The organism is Streptomyces albus subsp. albus (assembly GCF_000725885.1).
Lineage (GTDB): Bacteria > Actinomycetota > Actinomycetes > Streptomycetales > Streptomycetaceae > Streptomyces > Streptomyces albus.
Map to the genome: position 1 here is coordinate 1 of NZ_JODR01000040.1, position 17,357 is coordinate 17,357.

Here is a 17,357-nt window from a genome sequence, read left to right on the forward strand (position 1 = left end):
GGGTGGGGCAGGGCGACGTCCGGCACGGGCGGGGGCGGGCCGGGCGGGGGGGGGGCACCGTCGGGAAGGGTGGGGGTGCGGTCCGGCGTGCCGTCGGCCGCCGCCGTTCCGTTCGCCGTACGGGCCCGCACGGCGGCTTCCAGGTCGGCGCCGCACGCGCCGCAGAAACGGTCACCCGTCTCCAGCGGCTCCGCGCAGCTCGGGCAGGTGGACAGTTGGTCGAGCTGAGGCATGGTCACACCCACGTCCGGGGGCGGAAGCGGTTGGCGCGTTCCACCAGTTCGATCCTCTCGGTTCCGGTCTGCGCGTGCCGGGCGAGCAGCCGGTAGGAGCGCTCCAGGCCGAAGCGCAGCCCTTCCTCGGTGAACGGGCTGTCCAGCAGCCGCTCGCCCGCGGGTGGCCCCGGCGCACCCGCAGGCGCGACCCCGGGGGCGGCCCCCGGGGCGGGAACAGCCTGGCACAACAGCCGGTCGAGTGCGCAGCCGAGTACCTCGCAGGTCAGCTCGTGGCGGCGCACCACGTCGAGTCCGAGGTGTGCGAGCTGCTCCACCTGCCGCGCCGCGGCGCGCAGTTCGTCCAGCGCCACCTCGTGCGCGGGCCGCTGCCGCAGCCTGGCCCGGACGGCGGCCACCCGGGCGGCGGTGAAGTGGATGGAGGAGGCCGGGACCGACTCCAGGGTCCGTACGGCGCCGGTCCGGTCACCGGCGGCCAATTGCACCCGGGCGAGCCCGAACGCGGCGTTGACGTGGGCCGGGTCGGTCGCCCACACGAGCCGGTAGTAGTCGGCGGCGTCGTCCGGCCGGCCGAGCAGCTCGGCGCAGAAGCCGAGGGCCAGCTTGGGCGCGGGCTCGCCGGGAAAGGCGTCGTAGACGGCGTCGAAGGCGACGGCGGCGCTCTCGTGGTCGCCCGTCACCAGCGAGACGAGCCCGCGGTACCACACGACGCGCCAGTCGTCGGGGTGCCGGGCCTCCAGTGCGGCGAGGGCGTCGAGGGCGGGGCCGGGGCCGGCGGGGCCGCCGCTCAGTTCGAGGTGCGCCCGCAGACCGCGCAGCCGCACTTCCGGGGAGTCGGCGGGCGCTGCGTCCAGCGCGGCGAGCAGTTCGCCGGGTGCGGAGGTCATCAGTCCGGCGAGGAAGCCCGCGTTGGGGTCGGCGGGGTCGACGCGCGGGACGGGCAGCGCCGACGCCGCCGCGGCTGCGGGGAGGGGCCGCAGCACGAGGGGGGACGCGGCGGGGACCCCTGCCTCGGTGGAACCGGCCGTACCCCGTGCGGCGCCGGCCGGGGCCTGGGCGGGCAGGGCGACGGAGGCGGGCGCCGCGGCGAGCGCGGGGGCGCGGCGCCTACGTCCCCGGCGCACCGTGCGGGCACCCAGCAGGGAGACCTCGGCGGGGGCGGCGCCGACCAGTTCGGTGTCCACGACGCGCAGTTCGGGGCCGAAGAGCGTGGAGAGGGCGGGGTGGGGCTCACCGGTCTGGAGGGCGACGACTTCCCGCAGAACGCCCAGCAGCTGTTCGGACATCTCCTCGGCGGAGGCGAATCTGCGCTGCGGATCGGGGTCGGTGGCCCGCACCAGGAGCCGGTGGAAGGACTCGTACCTGCGGAAGACCTCGATGTGCGCCGGGTCGGGCAGGCTGTCGGCGTAGACGGTGGTGTAGCCCTGGAAGTCGAAGGTGAGGACGGCCAGGGTACGGGCCACGGTGTAGAGGTCGGAGGCGACGGAGGGGCCTTCCTCGGCGACTTCGGGCGCCTGGTAGCCGACGGTGCCGTAGATGGCGCTCTCGTCGTCGTCCATGCGGCGGACCGCGCCCATGTCGATGAGTTTGAGCTGGTCGTCCTGCTGGATGGCGTTGTCCACCTTGAAGTCGCAGTAGACCAGGTTGCGGCTGTGCAGATGGCCGAGGGCTTCGAGGGCCTCGATGCCGTACGCGCAGGCCTGTTCGACCGGCAGCGGGTCGCGTCTGCCGTCCGGGGTGCGGCGGGCGTTGGCGATTTCCTTCAGCGAGCTGCCGCCGACGTACTCCATCACTATGTAGCCGTCGAGGCTGCCGGTACGCGGGTCGAGGTGCTCGACGAAGTTGTAGATGCGGACGATGTTGGCGTGTTCGATCTCGGCGAGGAAGCGGCGTTCGGCGATGGCGGCGGCCATGGCGTCCTCGTCTCCGGTGTCCAGCAGGCCTTTGAGGACGACCCAGCGGTCGGAGACGGCACGGTCCACGGCGAGGTAGACCCAGCCGAGTCCGCCGTGGGCGAGACAGCCGGCGACCTCGTACTGGCCGTGGACGACATCGCCGGGGTGCAGCTTGGGCACGAACGAGTAGGGGTGCCCGCACGCGGTGCAGAAACCTTCCGTGCGGCCGGGCCGGCCGCCCCGGGACCGGCCGACGGGGGCGCCGCAGCCGCTGTTTCCGCAGAACCGTTTTCGTTCGGGTACCTCGGGGTTCGCCAGCACGACGGTGGCCGGGTCGGGCCGCGGCACGGGCGGGACCCGGACCAGCCCGGCGCCCAGCCGGGCCCGCGCGGAGCTGCCGCTGGTGCCGGACCGGGCGCTGCGGACGGAGACCGAACGGCTGGTGGAGCGGCCTGACAGCGAACGGGACAGCCGCCCGGAGACCGACCGGCGCGAGGAGCGGGAGCCGGCGGAGGCGTGCTGGGACGTGCTGCCCGTCGAAGCGGAGGAGCCGGCACCGGATGGAGTGGAGGAGCCGCCCCCGGAAGAGGCGGCGGAGCCCGCACCGGCCGAAGCGGAGGAACTCCCCGCGGTGGAGCCGGCCCGCAAGGACGCCGCGGCGTTCCCGGGGCCGTGTCCGGTCAGCCCCGTCGGCACCGAGCCCAGCAGTCCGCCGGGTGCCACCACGGGTGCCAGCCCGCAGGTGTCGCAGTACAGTTCGCCGCCGCCCATGTCCTCGTAGGCGCCCTCGCACTGCGGCCTCTGGCACGGCCGGCCGGCGGCGCCCGGCTGCTCGCTCACTCCGCCCCCAGGTTCATGGCGTCGCCCGCGGCGTCAGGTGCCTGCCGCGCTTCCCGCTGCCGCTGGAGCAGTGCCTCCTGCGCGGCCCGCTGGTAGCGCAGCACGGCCTCCTCGGCGGCCCGCAGGTCGCAGGGCGCGCTCCACAGCATGCGGCGGGCGATGTCGTAGCGTTCGATCAGGATGGTGTCCTCGGCCAGGCCGTGCTGGGCCACCTTCGCCTTGTACGCGTCCAGCCGACCGCGCAGTTCGGCGCGGACGGCCAGCGGCGCGGTCACGGCGGACAGTTGGGCGCGGGCCCGCTGGAGCTCTTCCTCCGCGCGTTCCTCCAGGCTCTCCAGGAGCGGGGAGAGCCGGTGCCACTGGGCGCGTCTGCGGTAGTCGGCGGCGGTGGCCAGCTGTTCCTGCAGCACGGTCGGCGGGCCGCTGACCGCGGGCACCTCGGAGGCGGCGATCTTCGCGAGGACCTCGCCGCGTGCGGCGCGGGCCTCGGCGAGGGTGCGGTCGGCGCGGCTGAGCAGGTCGCGGAGTTTCATCAGCCGCTGTTCGGCGTCCTGCCGGACGGCCAGTACGGCGTCGATCTCGCGGCGTACGTCCTCCAGCGCGCGGGCCGCGTTGTCGTAGCGGGTGGTGTCGGGGGTGCCGCCGCCGGGTGCGCCGCTGCCGCCGAGGGGCCGCCAGAAGGCGAGCGGGTCCTGGACGACCTCTTCGCGGAGGGCGGCGAGTTCGGCGGTGATGCCCTCCAGGTCGTCGGCGGCGGGGTGTTCGCCGGGGCGGATGCCGACGGAGTGCGCGAGGGAGCGGACGCGGCCGAGTTCGGCGGCCAGCAGGTCGATGCGGGCGGGCAGCGCCGACCACACCGAGTCGGCGGCGGCCACCACGTCGAGGGCCTGCGCGTACCACTCGTTCATCCGCTCGACCAGCCGGCCGAGGGTCAGCTCCTGGGTGAGCCGGGGCGTCTCGCCCAGGCTCGCGCCCGAGGTGCCGGGCAGGGCGCCGCCGGGCACGGTGAGGGTGCCGCGCAGCAGCCGGGTCAGCTCCGCCAGGTCCTCACGGCTGGGCCAGCGGCGGCGGGCGCGCAGTTCGCGGGCCCGCTCCAGGGTGCGCGAGTAGGACTCGAACCCGTTCCACAGCGAGGTGATGGCCGCTTCGGCACGTGCCCAACGGTGGGCGGTCGTGCCGGTCAGCCGTGCGCCTTCCAGCAGCCTGCGGCCGGCGTGGTCCTGGAGCGCCAGCAGGGACGACTCGACCGCTTCGTGCTCGGCGTACAGCCGCTCCAGTGTGCGGTCGGCCTCCTCACGGCTCATCACCTCACCGGCGGGTTGGGCGGGCCCCATCGATCACCTCGCTGTTCGACTCGTACGTGGCGGTGTTGCGCGGCGGCGGCGCGCCGGGTCATTCGTGGTCGGGCGGGTCGGGCGGCTCGGGCGGCGCGGGCTCCTTCCCTTCCGTACCCACCATCGCGTCGGACAGCCAGCGCTTGTACGCCCGTTTCCATCCGTGCTCGCGGTAGTCCTCCAACACCTTGTTGACCCTGCGCACCAGGTCCGTGTCGTTCCGGTTCATCGCGACGCCGTACGGCTCGCTGGTCTGGGGCTTGCCGATGAGCCGGACGGACGGGTCCTGTGCGGCCTGTCCCGCGGCCAGGGCGCTGTCGGTGACGATCGCGTCGGCCTCGTCGAGCTGGAGGCGCACCAGGCAGTCGAGCTGGTTGGGCACCACGACCGGGCGGGCGCCCAGTTCGGCGTACTTGTGCGACTTCATCATCTTCTGCGCCGTCGAACCGGAGGCGTAGCACACGCGTTTGCCGCGCATGGTCGCGTCGAAGCCCTTGACGCGGGCGTTCTTCTTGGGCACGAGCAGTTGCTGGCCCGCCTGGAAGTAGGCCGTGGAGAAGGCGACCTGCTTCTTGCGTTCGCAGTCGATGGTCATGGTGCGCACCACCATGTCCACGTCGCCCTTGCGCAGGGCGGGGATGCGCTGGTCGGTGGGGATCGTGCGGTAGGTGATCCGGTCGGGGCCGTCGCCGCCGAGCAGGTCGCGGGCGATGGCCTTGACCAGTTCGATGTCGAAGCCCTCGATCCGGCGGGTGACCGGGTTGCGGTAGCCCCACAGATAGCTGTTCTGGTCGACGCCGACGACCAGCTTCCCGGCCTTCCGGATCCGCTTGACCGCCTTGCCCGACGCGGACGACGGCTCAAGGCTCTCGGCGGGGTCGCTGCCGTCCGCGCACTTCTCCGGCACGGGCTCGTCGTCCGGGCCGCTGTCCGTACCGGCGTCCGGACCCGTGGCCGCCGCCGGCCGGCCCGCGGCGTGCCCGGTGCCGTCCGCGTTCCCGTTCCCGTGCCCGCTGCCGAGTCCCTCTCCGCGCCCGGCTTCCGGTCCTCTCCCGTCGCCCGTCCCGCCGGCCCGCCGGCCGTCGTGCGGGGCGGGTTGGGGCGCGGCACAACCCGTGCCCGCCACCGCGCCGGCGGCGAGCGCCAGGACGGCCGCCAGGACGGCGGCGCTGCCGCCCGGCCGGGCACGGCGCGGCTTACGGCGGCCCGGCGCGGACCGCCCGCCCGGCGCGGGCGGTGTCCGCCCGGCTGCCCCGGCTGCCGACCGCTGCGTGTGGACGTCCCGTCCGGCTGTCATCGCTCTCCCCCTCACCGGTACTCCGCCAGTCTGCGCCCGATGCCCACCACGGCAGCCGCGGCACCCAGTACGGCCAGCGCCCAGGCGCCGGCCGGCAGTCCGGTCAGCCGGCCGCGGCCCTGACGGGCGGCCCGGTCGAACTGGTCCTGCTCGTGCGCGGCGGCGCGGGACAGGCTGCGGTCCACCCGGTCGAAGCTCTCCCCCGTGCTGCCCTTCGCACCGATGACCTGCCGCACGGCCGCGTCGTACTCGCCGCTGTCGTCCTTGGCACGGGCCGCCACATGCCGCCGCTGCCACTCCTCGACGGCGCGTTCCGCCTCCTTCACGGCGTCCCGTCCCGCGGCGTCGTCGGCCAGGGCCCGCGCGTCGGGCAGCAGCCCCTCGCCCGGCTCCCCCAGCCGCTGCCCGCCCAGGATGCCGGCCATCTGCTTGCGGTAGCTGTCCTCGTAGGCCGCGCCGCCGCCCCGCGCGACGAGCGTCATGTTCTCGTCGCCGCGCGCCCGCAGGCTCGCGGTCCACGCCTCGTTGAGCGCCTGGAGGGAGCGGGCGCCCTTGGTGTCGGACTCGCCCAGCCCGTGCCGCGCCGTACCGTGCCCGGCCACGAGCCACACCAGCAGCACGAGGGTGGCCGCCCCCGCGCCCAGCAGCCCCGGGTTGAACACCCGGTTGGTGCGGCGGAAGGTGCGCACCTGGGCCCAGCCCAGCGCGGCCAGCGCGACGGCGCCGGTGCCGATGGCCAGGAGCGGCCACGCGCGGGCGTCCGCGTAGTCGTTGTCCAGCCGGGTGGTCTCGGCCGTGTACAGCTTGCGCGCGGCGGGCAGCAGTTCGCCGCGCATCTTCTCGTTGGCGTACCGCAGGTAGGCACCGCCCAGCGGCAGCCCCTGCCGGTTGTCGGCCCTGGCCGCCTCGACCAGGCCGGTGTAGACGGGCAGGCCCCGGTTGAGGACGGCGATCTGGCGTTCGGCGGTGCGCGAGCCGGCCGAGTTGGCGGCGGCGTCGGCCAGCAGCTGCGACGCGCGGCGGATCTCCTCGTCGTACCGGGCGCGCACCTCGCGCGGCTCGTCGCCGCCGGCCAGGAAGCCGCTGGAGGCGGCGGTGTCGGCGTCGGCCAGCGCACGGTGGATACGGGCGGCGTCCGCGCTCAGCGGCTGGCTGTGCTCGATCACCGCGTCGGCCGCCGCCTGCCGGCCGGACACCTGCCAGGCGGTCACGGCACCGAAGAGCACCAGGAGCGCGGCCAGGAGCGCGCCGATGGCCCGCAGCCGTCCCGGCTCCGCCCTCGCGGCCTGCCGCAGCCGCGCCGTCCACGCCCGCCGGACGGTGCCGGGCGGGCCGCCCGCGCTGTCGCCGCCGGGACGGGTGCCGGAGGGACCGGCCGGGGTGCCGTCCGGGGACGGTGCGGGCGCGGGCGGCGGTGCCGGTGGTGCGGTCGACGGCTGTGTCACTGCTGGCCCTCCCCCTCGGTCCCGGCAGACGCCCTGCCGGTGCCCTGCTGCTGCGTCCCTTCCCCGGCCTCCGCGCCGGGAGAGGGGACCACCACCGCCGCCGCCTGCCGTGCGTGCCGGCACCCCGCTCTCGCCCTGCTGGTCCGGCCCGGCCGGCCGGAAGCCCGCCGTGGTGCCTGGTGCAGCAGTATGGCCAACCGGCCCGGCAACCACAGGAGCTTCGACCGTGATCCTGCGCGGAGCACCACCGGTCCTCCGCCGCGGAAGACCGTCGCACAGCGGACGGAACGCGCTCCTCCGCGCTTCCGCGCCCCTCCGCTGGGCCCCGCACCCCCTTCCGTTCCCCCGTCCGCCCCTTCTGCTCTCCCTCACGCACCCCGCCGCGCCCACGGTTCCCGCCGGCGCGGCCCGCGAGGGCCCTCAGCCCCTCTCGCGGCCCGCCAGCGGCCAGGTGTGGCGGCCGTACGGATCGTCCAGCCACGCCCACTGCCGGCCGCCGCGCACGCTCACCCCGTACCGCTCCCGCCCCGGCCGGCCGGCGTCCCCCCACAGCGCGTACGCGTCGGCGGGCGCGACCCGTCCCGCCGTGAGCGCCAGCAGCAGACGCAGGCCCGCCGCGCCCTCGTCACCGGCACCGGCACCGGCACCGTCGGTATCGCCGTCGTCGCCCTCACCGGGCCCGGTCCGCGGTGTCCCGTCCGGCGGCCCCTCCCCCGTACCGCCGCGGGGAGCGCCGCCGCCGCGCAGCGGGACGAAACAGGCGGGCGAGGAGCAGAACGTGCCCTCCGCGGCGCCGTCGGCGGCCACCCGCAGCGCCAGCAGCCCGCCCGCCAGCGGGACGACGATCAGTGCGCCGGGCACGCTCTGCGCCGGCCACTCCCAGGGCACCGCGGTCACCGCGCAGGTGGCCACGATCCGGTCGTAGGGCGCGTACGCCCGGCATCCCAGGGCGCCGTCCTGGGTGAGCACCCGCGGCCGGTACCCGGCCTCGGCCAGATGACCGCGGGCCGCCCCCGTGATGTCCGGGTCGATGTCCACCGTCGTCACGTGCGCGTCGCCCAGCCGGTGACACAGCAGCGCCGCGTTGTAGCCGGGACCGGTGCCGATCTCCAGCACGTCCATGCCGTCGGCGACCCGCAGCCGCTCCAGCATCGTCGCCATCAGCGACGGGCGGCTGCTGGAGGAGACCAGTTGCCCGTCGCGCAGCCGGGTGGCCAGCGGCCGGTCGCTGTAGACACCCGCCAGCCAGCGGGCCCGCCGCCCCGGATCGGGGTCGTGCCGCCACAGCCGCTCGTGACCGCCGCCGGGCCGCGGCTCGTAGTAGTAGGGGACGAACACCTCGCGCGGCACCTGCGCGAACGCCGCACGCCAGGCCGCGTCCCGCAGCCCGCCCCGGGCCGCGATCCGCCTCACCAGCTGGCCGGGCGCCGTCATGTTCCCACTGTGCGGCCCCGGCGCCGGCCGCGCGAGACCGCATTCGGCCCCGCCTCGCGGGTGCGGGGCGGGCCGGGGGCGGTCGTAGGACCAGGGGCCTCCGCCGTCGCGTCTGCCACCATGGACGGGTGATGGAGATTGGGCGCAGCGACGTTGAGACGCGGACCTTCTACGAGCAGGTCGGCGGCGAGGAGACCTTCCGACGGCTGGCGAACCGCTTCTACCAGGGCGTGGCCGAGGACCCCCTGCTGCGGCCCATGTACCCCGAGGAGGACCTGGGCCCCGCCGAGGAACGGCTGCGGCTCTTCCTGATGCAGTACTGGGGCGGCCCCCGCACCTACAGCGAGCGGCGCGGCCACCCGAGGCTGCGGATGCGGCACGCACCGTTCAAGGTGGACCGGGCCGCCCACGACGCGTGGCTGCGGCACATGCGTGACGCCGTGGACAGCCTGGAGCTGCCCGAGCACCTGGAAACCCAGCTGTGGGACTACCTCGTTTACGCCGCCGGGTCTATGGTCAACTCCGCGGACTGAGCGGCCGCCGGCCCGCCCGCCCCGCGTGCCCGGGCCCGCACGCGGACAGGCGCACACCGGCGGCGACCGGCCGGGAGGTGCCCGGCGGGCACGTCCGGCGGCAGGACGGGGGGCGGCAGGGCTTGACGGGGTTCGTCGTGGCGCGGGCGCGTGCCCGCCGCTTACTCGTCGCCGCCGCGCTGCTCACCGTGGTGCCGGCCACCTGCGTGCTGACCGCCCTCGCCGCCTTCTCCGCGGCCGTCGGCGACGCGGGTCTGCGGCACACCCTGGAGCACCGGGCGGCGGCCCGCACCGTGCTGGACATCCGCTCCGACGTGACGGCCGAGGACCGGCGCACCACCGACGCGGCGGTGCGCGAGGCGGCGGCCGGCGCCTTCGACGGGCTCCCGGTCACCGTCACCGCCAGCACCGGCACGGGCGCCTACGCACTGCCCGCCTCCACCCGGCGCGGGCACGAGCCCACCGCCACCGGGCGCGGGCACGACAGCCGGCCCGACGGCGACGCCCCGCCCGACCGCGCCCCGCCCGACGGCGCCCCGTCCGGCGGGCCCCCTTCCGACAGACCGCCGGACGGGGCACAGGACCGCACTCCGGAACTGACCCGCTTCGCCACCCTCCCCCGTGACCACGTCCGGATGGTGGCCGGCTCCTGGCCCGGCGCCCCGCCCCGGCCCCCGGACGTGCGCGGCGGGAGCGCACGGGCACCGGCCACCGTGCGCGCGGCGGTGCCGCAGCGGGCCGCGCAACGGCTCGGCCTGCACGTGGGCGACACCCTCCGCGTCACCAGCAGACTGCACGGACCGCCCGACGTCCGCGTCGAGATCACCGGGATCTACACCCCCGTCTCCCCCGGCTCCGCCACCTGGCGGTCCCTCGACCCGCTGCACGGCGAGGGCGTCGCCGTGGGGGACTTCACCAGCTACGGGCCGCTCGCCGTCCCCGGCAGCGCCTTCGCCTCCGGCCCCGCCCCGCACCGCGCGGGCGGCCCGCTGTGGCCCGCCGAGACCCGCTGGCAGGCCGACGCCGACTTCACCTCCTTCGACAGCTCCCGCATCGGCCACCTGCGCAGCCGGGTGGCGCACACCGTCGAAGCCCTCGGCACCTCGCCCCGGGCGCCGCACGCCGTCGCCCGGACGGACCTGCCCGGGCTGCTGGCCTCGCTGGAGCGCGCCCTGCTCGTGACGCGCTCCGCCCTGCTGATCACCGCGCTGCAACTGGTGCTGCTGACGGGGCTGACACTGCTGCTCGTCGCACAACTCCTGCGCACCGAACGGGCCGCGGAGACGGCGCTGCTGCGGGCCCGCGGCGCCTCGCGGGCCCGGATATGCGCACTGGCCGCCGCCGAAGCGTTCCTGCTGGCCCTGCCCGCGGCCCTCGCCGCCCCGCTGCTGACCGGGCCCGCGCTGCGCCTGCTGTCCGCTCACGGGGCACCCGACGGCGCCGGGCTCCTCCCGCCCGCCGGGCCCGGCGCCGGCACCTGGTGGACGGCCGCCGCCGTCGCCGCGGGGTGCGCGTTGCTGCTCACCGGGCCGACGCTGCTGGCCCGCGGCACCGCCGGCACCCACGACCCCGACCGCCGCGCCATCGGCCGGCCCCGGCCCACGCGGCGGCGCGCCACGGTGACCGTGCTGCGCGGCGGCGTCGATCTGGCGCTGGTCGTCCTCGCCGTCGTCGCCTACGCGCAACTGGCGGGGCGCCGCTCCGAGGGCACCGGCGCCCTCGCCCCGTCCGGTGCGGGCGGCGTCCTCGGCATCGACCCGCTGCTGGTGGCCGCGCCCGCCCTCGCGCTGCTGGCCGGGACCGTGCTGGTGCTGCGCCTGCTGCCGCTCGCGGCACGGCTGGGCGAACGGTACGCGGCCCGGCGGCGCGGCCTGGCCGGGGCCCTCGCCGGCTGGCAGCTGGCGCGCCGCCCGCAGCGCGCGGCCCGGCCCGCACTGCTGCTGGTCCTGGCCGTGGCCACCGGGGTGCTCGCGGTCGGCCAGGGGGCGAGCTGGGACCGCTCGCAGGACGACCAGGCGGACTTCCGCACCGGCGCCGACCTCACCGTCAGCGGTTCGGCGCCCTCGCCCCTCGCCCAGGGCGGCCTCTTCGACGACGTACCCGGCATCACCCGGGCGGCGCCGGTGGTACGCACCACCGTCACCACGGACGGCAGCCGGGAAGCACGGCTCCTGGCGACCGACACCGCCGCAGCCGCCGACGGCGTGCTGCGGCTCCGCGACGACCTCGCCGGCCGGCCCCTCCCCCGGCTGCTGCGCCCGTTGGCCGGGAAAGGGGCCGGCCGCCGCGCCGGGCTGCGCCTGCCCCCGGGGACGGACCGCCTGGCGCTGCGCCTCCGGCTGGACGGCCCTGGCCGGGCCCGCGGCCCGGCGGCGGCCCGGAGCGGTCTCGCGCTCGCCGTCACCGTCACCGACCGCTTCGGCGTCCCGTACCGTCTCCCGCTCGGCGACATACCGGCCGACGGCCGGACGCACACCCTGACGGCCCGTCTGACCGACGGCGGCGGCAGCCCCGCGGGCCCGCTCCGGCTGACCCGCATCGGCGTCAGCCACCACGTCCCGCGGCACGATGCGGGACGGCGGTTGACCGTCGAGGCACTGCACGCGCACGGCCGCTTCGGGCACCGCACCGTCCACCCGGCCACGGCCTCCCGCTGGACACCCCGCGTCAGACCCGACGACGCGTCGACGGCGAGCGGCGGACAGTACGCCGTAGCCACCGCGCGGCCCGCCCGCGTCCGCCCCCGCGGTGCCCCGGTCACCCTCCGCTGGACCACCGGCTCGGCCCCCGCACCGAAGCCGGACGGAAACGACGGCCCGGGGACCGTCTCCGTCGAGTGGAAGCCGCACGAGGCCGCAGCCGCTCCCCTGGCGGCCGTCGCCACCGACTCCTATCTGCGGGCCGGCGGCAGCACCGTCGGCGACACCGTGACCGTGCGCGTGGCGGACACCGAACTCGACGTCCGCATCACCGGCGCCGTCCGCGCCCTGCCCACCGTCACCCCCCGCGACAGCGACGACGGACAACCCGACGCGGGCGCCCTGCTGTGCGACCTGGGCGCACTGGACCGGGCGCTCGCCGACCGGGGCGCCGACCCCCTCGAACCACGCACCTGGTGGCTGTCGGCCGAATCCGGCGGCACCGCCCGGGCGGCACAGGCCCTGCGTGACCGCCCGGCCGTCGGCACCGTACGGGTCCGTGACGAGATCGCCGACGCCTTGCGCAGCGACCCGCTGGGGGCCGGACCCCGCAGTGCCCTGACCGCGCTGGTGCCGGCGGCGGCCCTGCTGTCCGCCACGGGCTTCGCGGTCGCCGCCGCCGGGGCCGCCCGCGAACGGGCCGGCGACCTGGCGGTGCTCCGCGCCCTGGGGGCGCCCCGGCGGCGTCTCGCCCGCGCCGTCGCCGCCGAACAGGGCCTGGTCGTCGCCCTGTCCGCCGCCCTCGGCCTCGCCCTGGGGACCGTGCTGACCCGGCTGTTCGTCCCCCTGCTCGTCGTCACCGGGGAGGGCCGCGCCCCCGTGCCCGACCTCCTGGTGCGGCTGCCGCCCGGTCCGCTGGCCTGGCTGGTGGCCGCCGCCTTGGCCGTCCCCCTGCTCGTCGTCGCGGGCACGGCCCTGCGCCGCCCGGCCCCGGCGCCCGCCCTGCGTGCGGAGAGGGAGGGATGACCGTGCCGGACCGCCACCCCGAAGACCGGCCCGCCACGGGTGCGGGCGCCCCGCCCGGTCGGCCGGGCGGTACGCATGAGGGCGGGGCGCGCTGGGGCTCCGGGCGCCCGCCTGCAACTGGGCATCCGCGCGTACTTGGTCGTCTCGGCCGCCTCCGCCGTCCGTACCCGCCCGGCCGCCCGCGCCCGCCCGGCGGTGGGCAGGCATCCGGCGGGACGCACGTACCCAGCGGGAGGGGCGCTCCCGCCAGGAGACAGGCACCCGGCGGGACGGTGTGGGCGCGGCTGCGGGCCGCACCGGGTGGGACGCTCGCGTTCGGGGCGCTGGTGCTGGTCACCGCCTGGCTCGCCGCCGCGCTGCCACTGGCCTGGGACGCGTCGTCCGACGCGGGGCTGCGGGCGGCACTCGAACGGGCCCGGCCCGCCGACCGGATGCTGAGCGCCACCGCTTCCGCCGCGCCCGACACCGGCGGCACCGGCCAACTCCGCACCCGCGTCAGCCCCCGGACGGTGGAAAGAGCCGACACCGCGCTGCGCCGCGCCGTACGAGCGCCCCTGCGGCTCGCGGACGGTGAGGGCGCGTACGGCGTGCACACCGCCACCCCCGCCGAGGCGGCGGGCGCCGGCCTGCCCCGCCCCTCGCCCGGCCTGCCGCCCAAGGCCACGGTGACCGCACAGGCCCGGCTCGCCGAGAGCTCCCGGATCGTCCGAGGGCGCCTGCCCCGGCCGAAGGTGACCGGACCGCAGGGTCGGCAGCTCCTCGAAGCGGCCGTCAGCACCGCCACCGCACGCCGTATGCGGCTCGCCCCGGGCGACAGCTTCCGACTGCGCGGCGTGCCCGGTGCGATGACCGTCCGGGTCACCGGGGTGTTCACCCCGCGCGGCTCCGCCGGGCAGACGGCCGACAGCCCCTTCTGGCACGCGGAGCCGACCCTGCTGCACCCCTCCCTGGTGACGGTGCCGCCCACCTCGCCGGGAGGGACGAAGGAGACCTACTGGCACTTCACCGCCGTCATCCACCCCGAGGCGGCTTCCGCACTGCTGACCCTGCGGGACGGCGCCGAGCTGTATTTCCACCACCCGCTGGACACCTCCGCGCTCGCGGGCCGCCAGGCGGGGGCGGTGCGGCGGCAGATGGCCGAGCTGTCCGCGAGCGGCGCCACGGCACGGCTGCGCACCGCCGCCGGGGTGGGGCGGCTCACCTTCGGCACCGGGCTGCCCGAGACACTGGCCGCCTACGAACGGGAGAGCGACGCCGTCCAGCCCCTGCTGCTGACCGCCGCCGTGGGACTGGCCACCACCGCTGGAACGGTCCTGCTGCTGTCGGCGGCACCGGCCGCCGAACGCCGCCGGGCCGAACTGGCGTTGCTGCGCGTCCGCGGCATCTCGCTGCCGGGCCTGGCCGGCCGGGTGCTGGCCGAGACCGCCCTGGTGGCGGTGCCGGCGGGAGCGGCCGGCGCGGCGGCGGCCCTGGGGGCGTCCGACGGCGGCCGTACGAGCTGGGCGCTCGCCGCCGCCGGGGCCGTCACCGTGACGGCCGCTCTCGCACTGCCGCTGCGCGCCGTGGTGGCGCACCGCCGCCCGGTACCGCCCACGGCCCGCCCCGACGCACCGGGGCGGCGCTCGCGGCGGCGCACCGTGGCGGAGCTGACGGTGTGCGTCCTGGCGGCGGGCGCGGTGGCAGCACTGCGGCAGGGCGGCGCCGGGGACGGGGACGGCGCCAGTGCCGGTGCCGGGGGCAGCGGGAACGGCGGCGGGGACCTGCTGCCCGTCCTCGCCCCCGTTCTGTCCGCCCTGGTCGCGGCGCTGCTGCTGATGCGCTGCTGTCCGCCGCTGCTGCGTCTGCTGACCCGGCTCGCGGCCCGCCGCCGCGGCCCGGTGGCCTTCCTCGGACTGGCCCGCGCCGCCCGCGCCCCGTCCGCCGTGCCGGGCCCCGCGCTGTGGGCGTTGCTGGTGGCGGTGACCGTGGCCTCGTTCGGCGGCATGGTGCTGGCGGGTGTCGCCGACGGCCGGGACGCCGCCGCCCTCGGCGCGGTCGGGGCCGACGCCCGCCTGGCCACGCCCGGCTCGGCGGACCTGCCGCCCGGGTTCGCCCGCAAGGCGGCCCGGGCGGCGGGCGTGGAGCAGGTGACCGCCTACCGGGCCCACGACGGCGGGGACCTGGCGGGGGTCGCCGACGCGGTGACCGTCGCCCTCGTCGACGCACCCGGCTACGCGCGGCTCACCCGCCGCAACGGCCAGGGCACCTTCCCCGCCGCCGCCCTCGCCCCCGGCAAGGACACCACCGGACCGCTGCCCGCACTGATGTCCCCCGACCTGGCCCGCAAGCTCGGCAACGGCTCCCGCTACACCGATCTGGTACTGCCCGGACTCCAGATACCGGTGCGGCCCGCACTCGTCCGCGACGCCACCCCCGCCGCCCAGCAGGGCCCCTTCGTCGTCGTCTCCCGCGAGGCCGTGGCCCGGGCCCGCCCCGACACCCGCGGCACCGCCTTGCTGGCCCCCAACACCCTGCTGGCCAACGGGCATCCGGACGGTACGGCACTGCGCCGCCTGCTGGCCGAGGCGTTCCCGAAGGCGGACACCACCACCCTGGTCACCCTGCGCACCACCGAACGCGCCCGCTACGCCGACACCGCCCTGAAGTCCGGCGCGGAACGCCTCTACCGGCTGGCCGCGCTCTCCGCCGCCGGGTACAGCGCCCTCGCCGTCGTCCTGTGCCTGCTGCACACCGCGCCCGAACGCCGCGCACTGCTGGCCCGGCTGCGCACCCTCGGCCTGACCCGGCGCCAGGGCACCGGCCTCCTGCTGCTGGAGAGCCTGCCGCTGTACGCCCTGACCGCCGCAGCGGGCGCCGTCACCTCGCTCGCGGCGGTACCCCTGCTGGGCCCCGGCATCGACCTGAGAGCCCTCGCCGGCACCCCCGGCACCCTGCCCGTACGGCTGACCGCCGACACCGCCTCTCTGCTGCTGCCGCCGCTGGCACTGCTGGTCCTCGCCGGCTGCGGGCTGCTCCTCCAGGCGCGGCTGACCGGTGGCACGGCCGACCTCCGCACGGAGACCCAGGAGCTGTGATGGCACCCGACACCCCGCCCCCGCCCGGTAACCCCGGAAGTGCCCACCCGCGCGAACCGCGTCCAACGGGAGGGGCCCCCACCCTCGCCGATCTGGAACGGCGCGCCGCCACCCCCGCGCCGCACCGTCCGGCGGGTGACGACGCGCTGATCGTCTGCGACCGTCTGGTGCGCATCTTCCGGGGGGACGACGTGGAGGTGCAGGCGTTGCAGGGCCTGGACCTGCTGGTGCGCGAGGGCGAACTGACGGCGCTCGTCGGCGCCTCCGGAAGCGGCAAGTCCACGCTGCTGAACATCCTGGCGGGCTTGGACGTGCCCTCGGCGGGCAGCGCCCACGTCGCCGGGTACGACCTGCTGGCCATGGACGCCCGCACCAGACTGCGCTACCGCCGACAGGTCGTCGGCTTCGTCTGGCAGCGCACGGCACGCAATCTGCTGCCGTACCTGACGGCCGCGCAGAACGTGGCCCTCCCCATGGAACTCACCGCCCGCCGCGGCCGGCTTCGGCGACCGGACCGGGAGCGGCGGGCCCGGGAACTCCTGGACCTGCTGGGCGTCGCCGACCACGCCGACCGCCGCCCCGCGCAGTTGTCGGGCGGTCAGCAGCAGCGGGTCGCCGTCGCCGTGGCGCTGGCCAACGACCCAGCGGTGGTCCTCGCGGACGAGCCCACCGGCGAACTGGACACGGCGACAGCGGCTGAGGTGTTCGCCGCCCTGCGCCGCGCCAACGCCGAGCTGGGCACCACAATCCTCGTCGTCACCCACGACGCGGGCGTCTCCACCCAGGTGCGCCGCACCGTCGCCATCCGCGACGGCCGTACCAGCACCGAGACGCTGCGCAGTGTCACCGCCGACGGACAGGGCCGCACCCGTACGGTCAGCCGGGAGTACGCCACCCTCGACCGCGCGGGACGCCTCCAGCTCCCGCCGGAGTTCACCGAGCCGCTGTCCCTCCGCGACCGGGTGCTGCTGGAGCTGCGCCCCGACCACATCCAGGTCCGCGCCGACGACACGGCCGACGACACCGCTGACGGCGCCACCGACGACACCCGGGAGGGGCCCCGGCCCGCATAATCCGGGCGAGCCCGCACGGCCGGCCGGCCCGGACCCTGACGGCACGGACGACCGGCCCCCGCCCCGGGGGACGCGCCCCGGGTCTCCCCCGGAGGCCAGGCACGGGCTCGGGGCCGGCGGAAACCCGGACAGGCAAGGCTCGGCCAGGCATGGACTCGGGGAGGCAGAGGCTCGGACCCGCGGGACTCGAAGGGGACTCGGAACGGCGAGGACTCGGACAGGCGAAGGCTCACGCCCCCAGGAACTCGGACAGGCAAGGGCCCAGACCGCCGAGGACCCCAACCGCCCAGGACCCACACCAGGCGAGGACTCACGCCGCCGAGAACACAGACCAGCGAGGACGCAGACCGGCGGGGACTCGGAACGGCGAGGACTCGGACAGGCGAAGGCTCACGCCCCCAGGAACTCGGACAGGCAAGGGCCCAGACCGCCGAGGACCCCGACCGCCCAGGACCCGCACCAGGCGGGGGCCCAGACCACCGAGGGCCCAGACCAGGCCAGGGCGCAAACCAGGCCAGGGCTCAGACCGCCAAG

Annotated in this window: 10 protein-coding genes; 4 read left to right on the forward strand and 6 right to left on the reverse strand. The window is 77.0% G+C overall.

All coding sequences use genetic code 11. The annotated features are described in order from the left end of the window. The 6 genes from IO40_RS37320 to IO40_RS0131120 all read right to left on the reverse strand — a co-directional run. A partial coding sequence (locus IO40_RS37320; RefSeq protein WP_157846462.1) for a zinc ribbon domain-containing protein occupies positions 1–233 on the reverse strand: 233 nt, incomplete at its 3' end. 2 nt (positions 234–235) lie between these two features. Beyond that, positions 236–2,968, reverse strand: a complete 2,733-nt coding sequence (locus IO40_RS0131095; RefSeq protein ID WP_031028719.1) for a serine/threonine-protein kinase — start codon at positions 2,966–2,968, stop codon at positions 236–238. After that, a complete protein-coding gene (locus IO40_RS0131100; RefSeq protein ID WP_016469009.1) occupies positions 2,965–4,302 on the reverse strand; it encodes a hypothetical protein in 1,338 nt (445 codons plus the stop codon). The genes IO40_RS0131095 and IO40_RS0131100 overlap by 4 nt, the downstream gene beginning before the upstream one ends. A 58-nt stretch (positions 4,303–4,360) precedes the next feature. Beyond that, a complete protein-coding gene (locus IO40_RS0131105; RefSeq protein ID WP_030407599.1) occupies positions 4,361–5,599 on the reverse strand; it encodes a glutamate ABC transporter substrate-binding protein in 1,239 nt (412 codons plus the stop codon). Positions 5,600–5,610: 11 nt separating this feature from the next. Next, entirely contained in the window at positions 5,611–7,044 is a 1,434-nt protein-coding gene (locus IO40_RS0131110; RefSeq protein WP_016469011.1) for a hypothetical protein, read from the reverse strand. A gap of 420 nt (positions 7,045–7,464) precedes the next feature. Then, on the reverse strand, positions 7,465–8,478 hold the full coding sequence (locus IO40_RS0131120) for a methyltransferase domain-containing protein (protein ID WP_031176576.1): 1,014 nt from the start codon (positions 8,476–8,478) through the stop codon (positions 7,465–7,467). Between the two features lie 131 nt (positions 8,479–8,609). Here IO40_RS0131120 and IO40_RS0131125 point away from each other — a divergent pair, with 131 nt between their 5' ends. The 4 genes from IO40_RS0131125 (at position 8,610) to IO40_RS0131140 (ending at position 16,823) form a co-directional block, all read left to right on the forward strand. Then, positions 8,610–9,011: a globin gene (locus IO40_RS0131125; RefSeq protein ID WP_016469013.1), complete on the forward strand. Its 402-nt coding sequence runs from the start codon at positions 8,610–8,612 to the stop codon at positions 9,009–9,011. A 122-nt stretch (positions 9,012–9,133) separates the two neighbouring features. Further along, positions 9,134–12,676 (forward strand): FtsX-like permease family protein, encoded by a 3,543-nt coding sequence (locus tag IO40_RS0131130; protein ID WP_031176577.1) that lies wholly within the window; start codon positions 9,134–9,136, stop codon positions 12,674–12,676. A 272-nt stretch (positions 12,677–12,948) separates the two neighbouring features. Then, complete coding sequence (locus tag IO40_RS0131135) at positions 12,949–15,750, forward strand: FtsX-like permease family protein (RefSeq protein ID WP_033230271.1); 2,802 nt, start codon at positions 12,949–12,951, stop codon at positions 15,748–15,750. Then, a complete protein-coding gene (locus IO40_RS0131140) occupies positions 15,750–16,823 on the forward strand; it encodes an ABC transporter ATP-binding protein (protein ID WP_078659839.1) in 1,074 nt (357 codons plus the stop codon). The genes IO40_RS0131135 and IO40_RS0131140 overlap by 1 nt, the downstream gene beginning before the upstream one ends. Positions 16,824–17,357: the final 534 nt, after the last annotated feature.